This window comes from Mariniflexile sp. (assembly GCF_041583155.1).
In the GTDB taxonomy this organism is placed as follows: Bacteria; Bacteroidota; Bacteroidia; order Flavobacteriales; family Flavobacteriaceae; genus Mariniflexile.
On sequence record NZ_JBFHGK010000066.1, the window covers coordinates 1 to 16,325 of the forward strand.

Sequence of the window (16,325 nt, forward strand, 5' to 3'; positions counted from 1 at the left end):
ATCTTGCATCGTGTAGGGTACAAATTGTGGTGTTCCAACAACTTTAATCTGATTTTCATCTATGGAAGTATAAAATTGAAGTAAATCTTGCCTCATTAAAACACTCCAAACTAAATAATAGTCAAAATTTGAAGCCATGCGCCCTTTGGAAGCTAAATTATCCCAACTAAAAATAAAGGCAGCTGTTTTTAATTTTTGTTGTTGTGCAGCATACACCAAAGGCGCTATATACGGCGGACGTTGATGCGTGAAAAACAATAAACTAAATGCTTCTTTCTCTAAAATAGTGGCATATTCATTCGTTATTTTATGATTAGCAAAGGTTTTATTTTGTAGTTTTTGAAATTGTTGAATAGTGGATTCCGAATGAAATAATGCTGTTAAATTGTAGATAAAACGTGTTGCATACCCACGACTCGTTTTCAACTTTGAATCGTTAGTTTTTAAATTGTCTTGTATTCCCAAATTTCCCTTCTGGTGTAATTTGAGGTGCGCAATTTCTTTGGCTTTTCTAAAAAACCAAGTTTTGAAGGTTTCTTCAAAAACATCCAATTCTATAACTCTTAAATTAGTATGCGCTGTATAGATTTCTTTCGGTAAGCACGATAAAATTACAACCTCATCAAAAGTGGTTTCAGCAAAATGCAAAAAATCGCTTAAAATAAAATTTCTAAAGCCAACGCCATCGGTTATTACCAATCCAAGTTTTTTCATGAAAGCGCTCTAAATTGTTTTTGATGATTTGTTTTCCAAAATACGTCAGATTGTAGAACTTTTATAAATTCTTCGGCACTTTTTCCATTCCCAAAATCATGAATGTCCTTTTGAAATTTGATGGTTTTTATCTTTTTAATGCCATTCAAAATACCCGATTTTGTGTAATCGGAATTTATAATAGCCTTAGAGAAAGTTCTGTTATTCTGTCGTGTTCCAATATTTATCGTAGGAATTCCATAATAAGGTGCCTCCCGAACGCCAGCACTACTATTACCGATAATAAATTCAGAATGTTTTAGCAAGGTTAGAAAATATTCAAATCTAAGCGATGGAAAAACCCTAAAATTTCGATGGTTTTTAAGCAATAGATAAGCATCTAAAATGGTTTGACTTCCCATGTCATTATTAGGAAAAATAACCACATAGTTTTTGTTGCTATCAATTAAGGCTTTTACAAAATTATCGGCATACTGCTGCATTTGTGAGTGTTCTGTGGTAACTGGATGAAACATCGCTATGGCATAGGCTTCAAATGCAATATCGTAATAAGTTTTTGCTGTTTCCAGTTCTGGTAATGCATTCGAAAACATGATATCGACATCGGGCGACCCAATACTATATATTGTTTCTGGCAATTCTCCCATTTGCTCTAACAATATTTTTGCTTTTTGATTCGCTACAAAATGAATATGGCTCATCTTGCTGGTAGCATGTCGTAATAATTCGTCTATCGTTCCAGATAATTCACCACCTTCAACATGAGCGACTAGAATATTGTTTAAGCTACCAACAATAGCACCTGCTAGTGCTTCAACGCGATCGCCATGAATCACAATTAAATCTGGTTGCACATCCTTAACGAATTGAGAAAAACCAGTGATGGTTTTTGCGAGTGTTAAATCCATACTTGCTTCGTGCGTATCATTTCTAAAGGTTGATATATTCTTAAAACCACAACGCTCTACTTCAATAAGGGTGTAACCATAAGTTTCGAGCAGATGCATGCCCGTAACAAATATATGAGGATCAAATTCGTGATGATTTTCAAGAACTTGAATTAGGGGTTTCATTTTACCGAAATCGGCACGGGTACCTGTTAAAAATGCTATTTTTTTTTGCATACTTTTCTGCTTCCGACAAATATAAAACTTTAATCATTGTTAGGCCGAAATGGGTTATTGTTTTGTAACTCTGAGTTTGCCGAAGTTTAACAATAATTATCTTTTGCGCTTCAACAAGCTCAGCGTGACACACGTATTCTAATACTATTCTCAATGTCAGACTGAGCTTGTCGAAGTCCTAACACTCTTATCTTAACTTCGCTTCGACAGGCTCAGCGTGACAGCGTTATTTAATTTATAATTGTAACTCCAAATTTCAGCAAAAAACAACCGAATTCTGTTAACTTATCAAACATTGTCAGACTGAGCCTGTCGAAGTCCCGTCATTCTTACCAAACTGCGTATAATTTTTAGAATATGCCACTAGCTTATCCCAATCCTCATCAATTAAAGCTTGTTTTTTCCTCCTACTCCATCCTTTTATTTTCTTTTCAATAGCAATAGCTTGGTTTGGATCTGAAAATATTTCAACCCATACTAACGCTACAGGTCGTCGTTGAAAAGTATAAGCATATTCGTCAATCCCCTCATTATGTTCAAATAATCTTCTTTCGAGATTATTTGTAAGGCCAGTATAAAAGGAATCGTCATGGCATTTTACGATATAAACAAAATAGTTTTTCACAATTTTATTTTTTTTAAAAGCGCTTCGACAGGCTCAGCGTGACAAACGTTTTCTAACTTTGTTCGTATAGTCAGGCTTAGCGTGTCGAAGTCCAATACTAATTAACTTATTTTTGCTTCGACAGGCTCAGCGTGACAGCGTTATTTAATTTATAATTGTAACTCCCAATTTCAGCTTAAAATAACCGAATTCTCTAATTACACCAAGTATTGTCAGACTGAGCGTGTCGAAGTCCAAAACTAATTATCTTAATTTCGCTTCGACAGGCTCAGCGTGACAAACGTATTCTAATACAATTCGCAATGTCAGACTGAGCTTGTCGAAGTCCTAACACTAATTTTCTTTCGCTTCGACAAGCTCTGTATGACAACTTATTTTATTGAATGTCCTCCCAAGTTATTTGTTCGTCATTTTCTATATCGCGACTGGCCTTTTTTCCGAGTATACTTTCAAAATGTTCTGCTAAAATCTTTCCTGTTCCAGGGCGTTTTACCCATAAATTTTCTTTAGTAAAAACAGTCCCTTTTTTTATTTTTGAAATGCTACATACGGTAGCAAAGGCGAAATCGATGGTTACTTGTTCCTCTTTAGCAGCTTCTTTGATACCACCTCGCATAAGTGCAATTTCTTTGCTGTTTACAATGAGTTCTTTACACGCTTTTTCATCCATACTACATACAATATCTGGTCCTTGCCGTTGCATATGGTCGGTAAAATGTCGTTCTAAAATAGAAGCACCTAAAGCCACAGCACCTAAACAGGCATTATTATTTAACGTATGATCGCTTAAACCAACGACCTTATCTGGAAATGCCTGATGCATTTGTATCATTGCACCAAAACGCACCAAATGAGTTGGTGTGGGATATAGATTCGTTGTATGTAATAAGGCAACGGGCACTTTGTATTTATCAAAAATGGCAACTGCTTTTTGGATGCTTTCAATAGTATTCATTCCTGTGCTTAAAATAACAGGTTTCCCAAATTGGGCAATATGCTCCAACAACGGGTAATTGTTACACTCACCAGAACCAATTTTATAAGCTGGAATATCAAAACGCTTTAAACGTTCGGCCGCGGCACGAGAAAAAGGAGTTGATATAAAAATCATGCCTTTACTTTCTACGTAATTTTTTAACACCAATTCATCCGCTTCATTCAGTGCACAACGTTCCATAATGTCGTAAATAGACACTGTAGCATTTCCGGGAATGACTTGTTTTGCAACAGCACTCATTTCGTCTTCTACGATATGGGTTTGGTGCTTTACCACTTCTACACCTGCGTGATGAGCGGCATCTACCATCTCTTTTGCGACTTGCAGAGAGCCTTCGTGATTGATGCCTATTTCGGCAATAACTAAGGGTGGGAAATCTAAGCCTATTTTTCGGCCTGCTATGTCTATGAATGGATTATTCATTTATTTTCTTTTTTTATTTGCGCTTCGACAAGTTCAGCGAGACAACTAATACTATTCTCCCTTTTTTGTCAGACTGAGCCTGTCGTAGTCGTCTATATTTTTTATTTACCAACGCTTCGACAAGCTCAGCGAGACAAACGTTATCTAATACTATTCACATTGTCAGACTGAGCCTGTCGAAGTCCTTATAAATCTCTTTACTTTATTAACGCTTCGACAAGCTCAGCGAGACAAAAGTTTTCTAATACTATTCACATTGTCAGACTGAGCCTGTCGAAGTCCTTATATATCTCTTTACTTTATTAACGCTTCGACAAGTTCAGCAAAACAAATGTTTTCTAATATTATTCGCATTGCAGAATGAACCTGTCGAAGTCCCCTTCTAAACTTATCTTGAATCTTTTTTTAACAAGAACTCCGCATACTCAAAATCTTCTTGTGTATCAATATCGATGGAGGCAAAAGGATGATTTACAATTAATGGAAACGCTTTTCCTGTTATGATTTGGTTATTTAAAATATGCTTAGCCTTTGTAATATACAATAAACCATTTTCAAAATACAAAGGTTCTAAATCTTGACTTCGCTGTCCGATGCAATAATTAAACGGCTTAAAAACTGTGTTTTCAATAGTGCCAAATTTTTGGTGATTTCTTGTCACCGTAAATAAGCTTTCGCTCATTGTATCGTTAAATAATTGAAATGCTTCTTTTAGTAAGTTTTTAGGACGTAACGGATTGGTAGGCTGTAACAACACCACGTTTTCCACATCATAATCTAAAGATTCTAATACATGTTTTAAAGCAGTAACTGTTGGCTCTAAATCGCCCGATAATTCATTTGGTCTATCAATAACCTTAGCGCCATAATTTAACGCAACATGTTTTATATCTTCATCATTGGTTGAAACATAAATAGCATCAATAAAATCGTGCTGTTTGGCATAATAGATACTATGTACCAATAATGGAACGTTTCCCAATAATTTAATGTTTTTATTAGGTAAACGCTTTGAGTTGCCTCTTGCCGGTATGATGGCTATGGTTTTCAATTTAAAACTTTAATTTAGGTAACTTATTTATTTCACTTATTCGTTTATTATCAATTGGATTTCTATATTTTAAAACCCTAGGAATACCTAATAAAATCTCAAAAATAGTTCTAAAAAATATTTTAAAGTATTTAAAATCCATTAATCCGTATTTTATAAAGTTATGCCTTAACAATTTTAATATATCCCTAAATGGATATTTATAATATACAACATAAAAATAGGCTCTATTTTTTAACTGTTTACCAAATCTATAATAGTTTTGCTCATTAAGTTTTCTTTGTAATATATTAACTCTGTGATTCACAGTAATTCTATTAGTGTATAAAATATTATATCCTTTTGATAAAACTTCTATAGCTACACATGATTCCTCGCCATAAATATCTACCCAAACTGGAAAACCTCGAGTTTGTTCGTAAACATTTTTTTTAACAGCAAACCCACATCCTATAAATTCGTTTGTAAAATATTCTTCAATAACCTTATTAAAATCAATAATTTCACAATCATTAAAATTAACGACTCCTTTTAATTCTTGATACGCAATAATACCTACATCGGGATACATTTCAAAAAGCCTTATTGTTCTAGTTATAAAATCATCATGTAATGGATGCGCATCATCATCTAACCCTATTAAAATATCACCTTTTGCTTTTTTATATAAAACATTTCTTGCGCCAGAAGCCCCTAAGATCTTATTAGAACTACTCCAAACCACTCTAGGAAAAATCGTTTGTAATTCTAAAGAATTATCATTACAACCATCCAAAAACACTAGTATTTCGTGCTTCGAATAATCTATATATTGCTCTAATTTTGAAAGTGTAAAGCTTAATTCTTCCTTTCTGTTATGTGACACAATGAGAATAGACGTATCCATGCTATCTATAAAGACTTTTTAGAGTTTTAAATTTACCAGCAAATTTCACTTTAGTAAATAATATAACCCATATTGATAAATCTGTTCTAGATACACCTGACCTTTTCCAAAAACCTTTTATGAATCTTAAAAACTTATATTGAAAATTCTTTTTCCAAATTGAATTAAGTGACGCTATTTCTTTTATGTATAAAGCATTAAAAACTTCTATTAATTCAATCAAATACTTTTTGAATGTTTCTTTCTCTATTTTATCACTGGAATAATAGTATTGAAACACTTTTTCTTTCGGAATTTCTATATCGAAAGTTTTCCAATGATTGGAAATTACGTCAGATCGTTCCATGAAATGTATTTCCTTTTTATCTTGGGCTCTGTGATTACTATTTACAACAATTCTGTACTTCATTAAAAACTCTGGCAAATTAGCCAATTCAACTTTATGAACGGCTCTTGTCCATAATTCCCAATCTTCGCAAGTTGAAACAGATTCATTATAGTAACCTACTATATTTATAAAATCTTGTCTAAACATGACTGATGAATGGCCAAAACAAGCAGTGAACAACAAGCTTAATTTTATAACACTATGATTTGTTGGGTAAGTCCAACTAGACTTGTCTAAATTTAGCATGTCTTTTAACCAATAGCCCTGTGTTCCACACATTTGAATGTTTGGATTAGCCACTAGATAATCTAGTTGTTGTTTAAAGCGCGTTGAAAAACACCAATCATCTGCATCCATTCTAGCAATAAACTTATATTTATTTTCAACAATCTTTAAACCTTTATTGAGTGTTTTTGAAATACCTATATTTTCACAGTTTTTTAAATATACTATTCTTGAGTCTTTGTAGCATGCAACAATTTCTTCTGTTCCATCTGTAGAACTATCATCTAAAATATACAAATCAAAATCCGTAAAGCTTTGCGTCAAAACCGAATCAATACTATCATTCAAATAAATTGCCGAGTTATATGTAGGAAGTATTACAGCTAAAGTTTTCATGATAATATTTTTACTTTAACATAATCGATCACATTTTTGTTTACTTGGTTGTCAAATTTTCTTCCAAATAGTGTGTCAGTGTTTATTTCATTTTCTAAATCTTCAATTGTTAAATAATTAGCATTTGCATTTGTTCCATTAAAAATCACTAAATGATTTTTTGTGTTTTCAATTTTAACTGCTTTTGGTTTAGATAATTTAAGTAAACTGATAAAAAACATTTCGTCAGGGGCAAAAGTATATCTGAAAATGGAAGTCAATTTAGGATGGATTGTTATCGTATTAAGTAAGTGTTTTATTGCTATTGGATTTAAAATCATCCATTGTGAACTTCCATACACTTCCATTTCTGGATAATGAGCATTTAATCGATTGTATGGTTTTAAAAAATTGAATCCAATTTTTGAAATTATCTGATTTAATATTTTATGCAAATATGGTTTAGTAATACTATTAAAAATAAATATATTATTAAATCTAAATAAACCTCCATCCCACCAGCCACTATAAGGTAATTTCCAATAATTAATTAAGGATAAATCTTGTCTTTCGCAAAGATAATCATGAATATAAGTACTACTTTTTAATGGCATATCTTCACCCGATAACAATATAACATGGTAATTTGATGAGGCAAAATAAGTATTCATATAATCACGAGCTTCTATAAACGAATTAATAGTGGCTTTTACTAAACTAAAAGTTCCCCATTTACATTTAACTCTTTTTTTTACGAAAAAACAATTTGGTTGAACTATTAAATTCTTAAAATCTTTTAGTGAAGATTTTCTATCAATATGTATGAAAACCAAAGTCTTTTGATCTAACAATAATTCAATCAAACTCTTTAATTGTTCGGGGTTCTTATGTGCTAATATCACATACACTTTAAAATACATATCTATTTTTTATTTATAAGCGATAGTAATTTATTAGCGAAAACAACATCTGGTTGTTCTGTCACTTCAGTCACAATATATTTTCTTGCTTCTTCACCTAAATGCTTCCAATTCTCCCTTTTAACCCATGCTCGTTCTAGCGCCTCATCTACATATTCTGGTCTTGGAGCTGCGGCAATAAAACCTGTTAGATTATCCATTACCAATTCTGCATTTCCACTAACATTAGTTAATATTACCAATCGTTTGCAAAGCATTGCCTCAACAAGCGCTATTGGTAAGCCCTCATATCGAGAAGTCAGCAATAGTCCTTGATTCTTTTTCCAAATTTCAATAGTATCTGTATAAGGATGAATTACTACATTTTTAATACTAAACAATTCAATCAAATCTTTTAGATTTTCAATATCATTTCCATTTCCGTAAAAATTAACAATTAAATTTCGGTTTTTCCATTTCTCCTGAGACAAAACACGTAAAAGCACATCCTGCCCTTTGGCATTAAAATCAAATCTTCCTACACAAGCTAAATGATAATTGTTATGTTTAGGATAATCAATATCTACTGCATATGGCACATTAAATGGATTCCTTACAATTTCACTATTATCTAAAATTACTCCTATTTGTGCTTCGGTAACTTCAAGATTATCTTTACTTACAAAAAAATTACTTAAACTTCCTCTAAAACCATCTCGCATATCTCGCCTTAACTTCAAATTAGGCCAAAACGCTTCATTCACGGCATGCGAAACAGTAACATAATTTATACGTTTAAATTTGGCAAATGACATTAATTTAACGCCATTAAAATTAAAACCTTGATTGATTACCAATAAATCTGGTTGTAATTCTTTTATTTTTATTAATCTCTTATCCTTTGGTATTAGTCTATATTTATAAGGTAAAAATCGATTTAAAATGTTATTAACAATTCTTAATTTAGGTGATTTAATACGGTGCAAATAAAAATGTTCAAATCGCATTAACCAATCTGGTAAGTTCAAATCTTCATATACCAAAACATGAACTTCGATTTTTTGTGCCAAAATTTTTGCTGTAGCACTCCATAAAAGTTCGCTTCCCCCCCAAGTTCTATTTTCGCTTGTAAAAACTATTTTTGTTTTGGCTTGTTTCAAAATCGCATTTTTCTTTTTATTTTTTTACCAATAATACTCAATGCATAAGTATAAGTTGGTTCTTTTTTAAGAGCTCTATTTTCTAAGACACATTCTCTAAAGGGCATTAAATGCTTAAGCTCTTTTTTATCGAATATGTAATCTAATAGTTCATCCCTTTTTTGCCATGCATCACTTAGCATAGAATTATCTCTTACCCTATAATCAAAATACACTTCTTCACTATAAAAAAACCCACAACCTTGTACCAGCATTCTTAACCACAAATCCCAATCTTCAAAACCCATTATTGGCATACTTTCATCATATCTTCCAACTTTATCCCAAGTAGATTTTCTAAAAGCTGCACAGGCATCTATATGGTTACTCAGTAACATTTCAGTAATATCTAATTTTTTGTTTCTCCAAATAGAATTTTTATTTCCAAAAAATTGGGCATCTCCATAAATGACATCAATAGAAGCGTCTAAATCAAATAACGAAATACTTTGAGAGATAAAGGCATGCCTTAATTTATTATCGGCATCTAACGGAATTATATATTTGCCATTTGACATTGCAATACCATTATTTCTTGCCTTAGCCAATCCTTGGTTGTCTTGATTCAGAATATATATTTCGGGAAATTTTTGTTCAATACGTTTTAATGCATTAATGGTTAAATCATCTGTTGATCCATCGTTAACTACGATAATCTCTATTTGTTCTTTAGATGAATAATTTAGAACACTAGCTAGAGCTTCTTCTAGATAAAGACCTAAATTATAGCATGTAATGATAATGGATAATTTTGGTTGCATTAATTTTTAATTTTTTTAATGAAAGCTTTTCTAAGTAATGTAAAATAAAAAGATACCAATTTTTCAGCATTTCTAATTCGCTTTAACTCATTTTCTAAATTATGTGCTTCTCTAGATCTATTTTGAAATAGAATAGGATGTATTAAATATTGTCCCTTAAAACTTTTATATGACTCTAATTTAATTTTTAATGATTCATTTTTACAAAATATAATCATATTTTGCTTGTACCACCAATCAACTTGAATATTCTCCCAAAAAAGCGGTCTTAAGATGTCATAATCAATATACCCCCTAGATTTAAATTTTTCAATCCAATATGCTGGTTCTTGTTCATTAATGTGATTTTGACCTCCTTGACTCGGTATGGCTGCGGAAAAAACAATAAAATCGCCCAACTCACATAATGAATCGATAAAGTTATTAGCGCAATTGGGTTTTAAGTGTTCGGCTACTTCTAATGATAGTACGAGACTAAATTTCCTATTTAAGGTGAAAGGTTGCTCTAAGTCTTTAGCTAAAAAATTAGATTTATTGATAACTAATTTATTAGAATCAATGTAATCTCCATCTATACCTAATATGTTTGAAACTCCATTTGTTTCAAATACTTTAAGCCAAGTTCCAATACCACAACCCACGTCTACAACACTTCTTATTTCATGCATTTTAAGCAATGCAGGAACAACTTGATTTGCTGCTTTAAGATTATGTACAGATTCAGTATGGATATATTTCATTAAAATTTAAGTTGAAATTTTATTTAAATAATATACTAATCTATTTAATCCTCGATTAAAAATGATGTAAATTATTAAATATAATGTGAATACAAATTTGATTTTAAACGGTATAATTTCACTAATAAACAACTCCCTTAAAGTTAGTTTATAATTTTTTGAACTTATAAGGTTTTTTATTTCGAAAAGATATAGATGATAGAATCTTAAAACAGTTTTCTCGTCATAAAATTTTTTGGCATATATATACATGCGTTTTCTTACATACAACTTATCTTCATTAACATTTGCTTTTTGATTTATTGAAATGCTATCACCAAACACTCTTACCTCTATTAAAATGCCCTCTATACTCTCCCCTTTTAAAGTGTTTGTTTTTAAATTTTCAAAAATAAAATTTAAGTCTTGAAACTTATTTATGTTTTCATCCCAAATAACATTTTCAATGACTGTTTTCTTCCATAAAATATTTTCCGAATTAAGTTTTAATTCATCGAAAATATAACTCAAAATATAATTTTCAGATTGTTTAGTGTAATTATGAAACTCCTTACCATTATTAAAAATTACTTTAAATCCACATACTACAAAATCAATTTCCTGATTTTCTAAAAATTTGTTTATTTTAAAACTCAACAAATTAGGGAACATCAAATCATCACTATCAAACCAATTTACATACTCCCCTTTGCTTAATTCAAAACCAAAATTTCTGCATGCATTCGCGCCTTTTGGCCTACCATTTGGACGATGATGGTATTGAAACCTACTATCTTTTTGCAAATAGTCCTTTAACACCTCGTCGGTATGATCTGTTGAGCCATCGTCTACAATAATACACTCCCAATTAATATAAGTCTGTGCCAATATCGAATCCAGTGTTTCACTAATTAAATGCGCACGATTGTAGGTCGGTATTATTATCGAGACTAAAGGATTATCCATATTATTTTCTATACAAACGCTAAAATATAAATAATATTAAGAGAAGTTTGACTATAATTTAAAATAAGCTTATATGTATCCAATTGAGCTGTGTATTTAAAGCACTCACAACCACCGCCAACTGCAAACAAATCTAAGCTTAACTCGCCTTTCTTTTATTTAAACTTGCATAAACATCTTCGCGCTCTACCATAAAGTATTCGCAGTATGCTTTAATACTAATATAGCGAACATTTGGTAAGTTATATTCCTCCTTAATATCTTTCATAATCTTAAGGGCAATCTTATCACTTACCAAATTTAATTGTTCTATATGTTCTCTATATAAATATAACCGCATAGCTTGATATCAACGACTTACAAAGATAGGCCTTAATCTTACTATTCAAATACTTAGTTATTAAGAGTTTTAAACAAAAAACAGATAAAAAAAGACGTAAAATACTGTTTATCAAGTATTTAAAAAATTATAAACAATTAAAAGTCAATAACTTTATTCTAATAAAACGCCAATAGATATTTTTCAAACATAAAGTACAATTAGCACTACTTTGATACTCCGTAGTTACCCTATAGATACCCTATGAGAACCCTATGAAAATTACGCCCAAACAAATGCCAATAAACAATATCTAAATTTGCTTCATAAAAAAACAGCACTAATACAAATTAACAGCACCTGTAAAACACTTAAAAACAATTTGTTACACAAAAAACACAGAACAAAAAGACACGAAACCACCATAAAAACTATTAAAAAAGAAAACTAAATAAATGTTAACACATAAAATACCTTAGAATAGAAGTTAAAAAATAACAGCTATAAAATTGCCATATCATTGTAGCATCAATTGAAAAAAAAGTAAAACACACAACAGTATAATACCGGTGCACAGGTATAAAAGTTTCGGTGTAGTCCTTTTTTAAAATTGAACATTTAAAGTTTAACCCGTATAACAAATTAATGTTATACATAAATACTAAAAGAAAATGGCAAAATACAAATCATTATTTAATGTAGAAGGAACTCTAGGAGAAATAACCTTTTACAAAAACAAAGACGGATATTACATTCGTAGTAAAGGCGGCGTTAGTAAAGAACGCATTTTAAAAGATCCAGCCTTTGAAAGAACTCGCGAAAACCTTACAGAATTTGGTAGAACGGCAACAAGTGGTAAACAATTAAGGCAAGCTATTAACGTCTTACTTTTCGACGCCAAAGATGGCAAAGTCACATCCAGACTTACTAAAGCGCTAAGCCTAGTAAAAAACCACGATGCAACCTCCCCACGCGGACAACGTATGGTAAGCATTGGCCTTGCAACGGCTCCTGGTAAAGCCAGTTTAAAAGGCTTCGACTTTAACAAAAATGCAGTACTTAATAGCGTGCTTAAAGCACAGTATAGTTTAAATACAACCACAGGAGAAGTAATAATTACAGATTTAATTCCTAACCAGCAACTCGCTGCTCCTAGTGGCGCAACGCATGTAAGCCTAACTTCTGCTTTTTTAAATTTAGATATGGACAATGACATTTCTGATTTGCAAATAAGCCCTATTGCTAATCTACCTTTAAATGGCTTGGCAACTACCGTTACATTAACACCCTCAGCACCTGCAACAGGAACTGGAATAAGTTTTTACTTTCTAAAAGCAGCATTTTTTCAGGTAATTAACGGCATTCAATACCCACTAAATAATGGCACATTTAATGCTTTGCAAATTATCGACATTCAGTAAAGTTTAACAAACTGTTAAAAAAAAACGGAAGGTGAAACTTCCGTTTTTTTATTTTGTTTGAGAATAAAAGTAGTTTACTTTTAACAATATGCTTTAAAAACCAGCAATTAAATGGAAGTTATTGGTTTATAAAGAGCTGTAGCAATAACCACAACACTCTTGCGGCCATCATATATTTGTGTAAACACTTTTATTGATTTTTTAGCCAACACTGCTAGTAAATTTTTTATTGTGTCTTGCTCCCCCTTTCGATTAATATCGTCGAAAATGATAATAAATTCATTTTTCGCGCTAAACTTTTCGGCAATATCTACAATATTATATCTTGAATAATGCAAGCTACCAATAGGGCCATCAATAACATATAAATCATACGAGCCTGTTATTTTTGTACTTAAACCCGAATAATAACGGCTATTATAACCTTCAACTTCTTTTTCTTCTAAAGCGGCAATAAAAATTTCACTTCTATCACATAGTATTGCAGTTTCTAAAAACTTTTCTTTCCACTCAACATTATGCTCAACAACCAAATGATGCGATTGTAATAAAGTATGAGTTAAATACGTTGATATAAATTTAGTAGACTCCCCTAAACCAAATTCTAAAATAGTTTTAGGCTTATAATCTTGTAACACTCTATTAAGCACATAAAAAAACGAATAATTACCCGCCCATCGACCTATATTTAAAGGTAATTTCTCTAAATACTCTTTACCCCTAATACTATCATGATAAACATTCGCCCAATCTAATTCTTTTAATAAAAGAAGTTGTTCTTTATGATATTTACGATTTTCATCAACGAGTTGTTTTATTTTCTTTAAAATCATAGTTCAATTGTAAAATTTAATAGAGCTTTACTTTGAATATTTGGTACCATAAAACCAGTATTATAATAATCTCCCTGCTCTACTTCAAATGAAAAAGCATTTTGAATCCAGTCTGAAACTTCTTTTTTTACAGCTATATGTGTTGTTACATAATAAAATCCATCATTAAGCTGTAATTTATCCATAACAAAGGTTAAGCGATTGATATCGCTTTCATTCGTTTTTTGTTTTAAACTTGTGCTTAACCATGATATTCTTTGTCCTAAATTATCATCAATTCTTATATCAAAAGAAATATCTTGATATGAAATTTGATGTTCATTATCCAATTCAAAACAAATTGTAAATGGCTTTCCTGTTTGTGGCTTACAATTCGTATCACTTCCAAAAACCATTACTCTTTTAATTTTAACAACTCCTGTTCCTTTTCTATCTTTAAATTGCCCAAGGGTAAAATTACTCTTTGTTCCATCTAAATAATAATTGATTCCATTTTCAACTTCACCGCTAAAACCCACTTTCCCTTTTTCTAAAACAATAGCCCGCGTACACAAACTCTTAACCGCCGCCATATTATGGCTCACAAACAAAACTGTTCGTCCTTCGCCTCTACTAATATCTTGCATTTTTCCAATGGCCTTCTTTTGAAATTCGGCATCGCCAACAGCTAATACCTCATCTATAACTAAGATTTCGGGTTCTAAAAAAGCGGCGACAGCAAAGGCTAAGCGTACGGTCATACCCGATGAGTACCTTTTTACAGGCGTATCAATATAACGTTCACAACCAGAAAAATCTATAATTTCATCAATTTTAGAGGCGATTTCTTTCTTGGTCATCCCTAAAATAGCACCATTTAAAAAGATGTTTTCACGCCCCGTCATTTCGCCATGAAACCCCGTTCCTACTTCTAACAACGAAGCAATACGTCCTTTGGTTTTAATTTCCCCAGTTGTTGGGCTTGTTACTTTAGAGAGTATTTTTAACAAGGTCGATTTTCCTGCACCATTTTTCCCAATAATACCTAACACTTCACCACGCTCAACCTCAAAATTAATATCCTGCAACGCCCAAACATAATCTGATGTTCCTTTGGTACTTCGATCGTTTCTTTCACCAATTTTTAAATAGGGGTCTTCTTTCCCTCGAACCTTATGCCACCAACGGTTTAAATCATGGCTAATGGTGCCTGTACCTACTAATCCTAATCGGTATTGCTTGCTAATGTTTTCAACTTTTAAAATTACGTCTCTACTCATGCTAAACCGTATCTATAAACGTTTTTTCTGTCTTATTAAAAACAACTAACCCCATCAAAAACACAATAACACTTATTATGGAAGCATAGGCTAGTTTAACTACCGAGAATTCACCTGCTCCTAAAGTAACATATCGAAACAATTCTATAACGGTGGTCATCGGATTATATTCTATCAAATACCCTACAAAATTTGGCAAAACACCTTCGGAAACTTTATTTTTTATTAAAGAAATAGGATACATAACCGCCGATCCGTACATCAGCAATTGGACACCGAATGCCACCAAAAAGCTTAAATCGCGATACTTGGTGGTCATAGAGGAAATAATCATTCCGAATCCCAATCCTAAAATCGCCATAATAATGACTAATATTGGTAATAAAATAATGGAAATTGATATGGACACATTATAAGCCAAATCGGTAAAAAACACAAAATAAACATAAAAACTCACAAACACCAGTAACTGAATACCAAACTTAATAAGGTTTGATAACACCGTAGACATAGGCATAATAACCCGTGGAAAATACACTTTCCCAAAGATGCCTTGGTTTTGTTTAAACGTGTCGCTCGTTCCGGTAAGGCAAGCGCTAAAATAATTCCAGGCACTAATGCCCGCTAGATTAAATAAAAATGCTGGTACACCATCGCCCGTGTCAATTTCTGCTATATTATTAAAAACCAAGGTAAAAATAACCGATGTAAATAACGGCTGAATAAAATACCACAGCGGTCCTAATATGGTTTGCTTGTATAGTGTGATTACATCGCGTTTTACGAATAACAAAAGCAAATCTCTATAGTACCAAATCTCCTTAAAATTTAAATTGATGACACTCTTTTTTGGTGAGATGGTATAAAGCCAATCGGTATGGTGTGTTTGTTTATTCAAATTAGATGTTATTACAATTCCATTTTCAATTTTTCAATTAGATTTCGATTCGGTTCCTTTATTGATCCTTTGTAGATCCTTCGTAGATACGTCGTAGATAATGCGTGCGACTGTTAAAATTCCCAAAACTATTAAAACATACAAAATCTCCAGATTTTACAGAATTCTTAAAAATGGATAGATTCTTGGCACAGTACGTTTACATTAAGTATCCGATTTACGCAACAACGCCTTTAGTTTATA

At 31.8% G+C, this 16,325-nt stretch carries 16 protein-coding genes and 1 pseudogene; 1 reads left to right on the forward strand and 16 read right to left on the reverse strand.

Annotation, left to right across the window (positions count from 1 at the left end; translation table 11 throughout):
* The 13 genes and pseudogenes from ABYI63_RS16000 to ABYI63_RS16060 all read right to left on the reverse strand — a co-directional run.
* A pseudogene (locus ABYI63_RS16000) lies at nt 1-714 on the reverse strand (hypothetical protein); the annotation flags it as partial.
* Nucleotides 711-1,838, reverse strand: a complete 1,128-nt coding sequence (gene neuC / locus ABYI63_RS16005; protein WP_372757791.1) for a UDP-N-acetylglucosamine 2-epimerase — start codon at nt 1,836-1,838, stop codon at nt 711-713. The gene neuC and the pseudogene ABYI63_RS16000, both read right to left, overlap by 4 nt.
* A gap of 298 nt (nt 1,839-2,136) precedes the next feature.
* The gene (locus ABYI63_RS16010) at nt 2,137-2,463 is read right to left on the reverse strand and encodes a GIY-YIG nuclease family protein (protein ID WP_372757793.1); all 327 of its coding nucleotides are present in this window, start codon (nt 2,461-2,463) and stop codon (nt 2,137-2,139) included.
* 376 nt (nt 2,464-2,839) lie between these two features.
* Entirely contained in the window at nt 2,840-3,883 is a 1,044-nt protein-coding gene (gene neuB, locus ABYI63_RS16015; RefSeq protein ID WP_372757794.1) for an N-acetylneuraminate synthase, read from the reverse strand.
* A gap of 388 nt (nt 3,884-4,271) precedes the next feature.
* A complete protein-coding gene (locus tag ABYI63_RS16020; protein WP_372757796.1) occupies nt 4,272-4,934 on the reverse strand; it encodes a cytidylyltransferase domain-containing protein in 663 nt (220 codons plus the stop codon).
* A 1-nt stretch (nt 4,935) separates the two neighbouring features.
* Entirely contained in the window at nt 4,936-5,820 is an 885-nt protein-coding gene (locus ABYI63_RS16025; RefSeq protein ID WP_372757798.1) for a glycosyltransferase family 2 protein, read from the reverse strand.
* A gap of 1 nt (nt 5,821) precedes the next feature.
* Nucleotides 5,822-6,829 carry a glycosyltransferase family 2 protein gene (locus ABYI63_RS16030; protein ID WP_372757800.1) on the reverse strand — a complete coding sequence of 336 codons (1,008 nt, stop codon included), beginning with the start codon at nt 6,827-6,829 and terminating at the stop codon, nt 5,822-5,824.
* Nucleotides 6,826-7,728, reverse strand: coding sequence for a beta-1,6-N-acetylglucosaminyltransferase (locus tag ABYI63_RS16035; protein WP_372757802.1), 903 nt, complete (start codon nt 7,726-7,728; stop codon nt 6,826-6,828). Before ABYI63_RS16035 ends, ABYI63_RS16030 begins: the two co-directional genes overlap by 4 nt.
* A gap of 2 nt (nt 7,729-7,730) precedes the next feature.
* Complete coding sequence (locus tag ABYI63_RS16040) at nt 7,731-8,867, reverse strand: glycosyltransferase family 4 protein (protein WP_372757804.1); 1,137 nt, start codon at nt 8,865-8,867, stop codon at nt 7,731-7,733.
* On the reverse strand, nt 8,864-9,667 hold the full coding sequence (locus tag ABYI63_RS16045; protein ID WP_372757806.1) for a glycosyltransferase family 2 protein: 804 nt from the start codon (nt 9,665-9,667) through the stop codon (nt 8,864-8,866). The genes ABYI63_RS16040 and ABYI63_RS16045 overlap by 4 nt, the downstream gene beginning before the upstream one ends.
* Nucleotides 9,667-10,407 carry a methyltransferase domain-containing protein gene (locus ABYI63_RS16050; RefSeq protein ID WP_372757808.1) on the reverse strand — a complete coding sequence of 247 codons (741 nt, stop codon included), beginning with the start codon at nt 10,405-10,407 and terminating at the stop codon, nt 9,667-9,669. Before ABYI63_RS16050 ends, ABYI63_RS16045 begins: the two co-directional genes overlap by 1 nt.
* Before the next feature lie 6 nt (nt 10,408-10,413).
* Entirely contained in the window at nt 10,414-11,352 is a 939-nt protein-coding gene (locus ABYI63_RS16055) for a glycosyltransferase family 2 protein (RefSeq protein ID WP_372757810.1), read from the reverse strand.
* A 139-nt stretch (nt 11,353-11,491) separates the two neighbouring features.
* Nucleotides 11,492-11,692, reverse strand: coding sequence for a hypothetical protein (locus ABYI63_RS16060; RefSeq protein ID WP_372757812.1), 201 nt, complete (start codon nt 11,690-11,692; stop codon nt 11,492-11,494).
* Nucleotides 11,693-12,342: 650 nt separating this feature from the next.
* Here ABYI63_RS16060 and ABYI63_RS16065 point away from each other — a divergent pair.
* The gene (locus ABYI63_RS16065; RefSeq protein WP_372757814.1) at nt 12,343-13,092 is read left to right on the forward strand and encodes a hypothetical protein; all 750 of its coding nucleotides are present in this window, start codon (nt 12,343-12,345) and stop codon (nt 13,090-13,092) included.
* 107 nt (nt 13,093-13,199) lie between these two features.
* Here ABYI63_RS16065 and ABYI63_RS16070 read toward each other — a convergent pair whose 3' ends face one another.
* From ABYI63_RS16070 to ABYI63_RS16080, 3 genes are read right to left on the reverse strand one after another with little or no spacing between them, the layout of a single operon-like run.
* Nucleotides 13,200-13,925, reverse strand: a complete 726-nt coding sequence (locus ABYI63_RS16070) for a hypothetical protein (RefSeq protein WP_372757816.1) — start codon at nt 13,923-13,925, stop codon at nt 13,200-13,202.
* The gene (locus tag ABYI63_RS16075) at nt 13,922-15,184 is read right to left on the reverse strand and encodes an ABC transporter ATP-binding protein (RefSeq protein ID WP_372757818.1); all 1,263 of its coding nucleotides are present in this window, start codon (nt 15,182-15,184) and stop codon (nt 13,922-13,924) included. Before ABYI63_RS16075 ends, ABYI63_RS16070 begins: the two co-directional genes overlap by 4 nt.
* Nucleotide 15,185: 1 nt before the next feature.
* Nucleotides 15,186-16,082 (reverse strand): ABC transporter permease, encoded by an 897-nt coding sequence (locus ABYI63_RS16080; RefSeq protein ID WP_372757820.1) that lies wholly within the window; start codon nt 16,080-16,082, stop codon nt 15,186-15,188.
* Nucleotides 16,083-16,325: the final 243 nt, after the last annotated feature.

Bases quoted from the DNA above. Each gene is read 5' to 3' on its own strand.
- ABYI63_RS16025 (WP_372757798.1), bottom strand. From the start codon at position 5,820: ATGGATACGTCTATTCTCATTGTGTCACATAACAGAAAGGAAGAATTA.
- ABYI63_RS16075 (WP_372757818.1), bottom strand. From the start codon at position 15,184: ATGAGTAGAGACGTAATTTTAAAAGTTGAAAACATTAGCAAGCAATAC.
- ABYI63_RS16050 (WP_372757808.1), bottom strand. From the start codon at position 10,407: ATGAAATATATCCATACTGAATCTGTACATAATCTTAAAGCAGCAAAT.
- ABYI63_RS16070 (WP_372757816.1), bottom strand. From the start codon at position 13,925: ATGATTTTAAAGAAAATAAAACAACTCGTTGATGAAAATCGTAAATAT.
- neuB (WP_372757794.1), bottom strand. From the start codon at position 3,883: ATGAATAATCCATTCATAGACATAGCAGGCCGAAAAATAGGCTTAGAT.
- ABYI63_RS16065 (WP_372757814.1), top strand. From the start codon at position 12,343: ATGGCAAAATACAAATCATTATTTAATGTAGAAGGAACTCTAGGAGAA.
- neuC (WP_372757791.1), bottom strand. From the start codon at position 1,838: ATGCAAAAAAAAATAGCATTTTTAACAGGTACCCGTGCCGATTTCGGT.
- ABYI63_RS16060 (WP_372757812.1), bottom strand. From the start codon at position 11,692: ATGCGGTTATATTTATATAGAGAACATATAGAACAATTAAATTTGGTA.
- ABYI63_RS16030 (WP_372757800.1), bottom strand. From the start codon at position 6,829: ATGAAAACTTTAGCTGTAATACTTCCTACATATAACTCGGCAATTTAT.
- ABYI63_RS16055 (WP_372757810.1), bottom strand. From the start codon at position 11,352: ATGGATAATCCTTTAGTCTCGATAATAATACCGACCTACAATCGTGCG.
- ABYI63_RS16035 (WP_372757802.1), bottom strand. From the start codon at position 7,728: ATGTATTTTAAAGTGTATGTGATATTAGCACATAAGAACCCCGAACAA.
- ABYI63_RS16045 (WP_372757806.1), bottom strand. From the start codon at position 9,667: ATGCAACCAAAATTATCCATTATCATTACATGCTATAATTTAGGTCTT.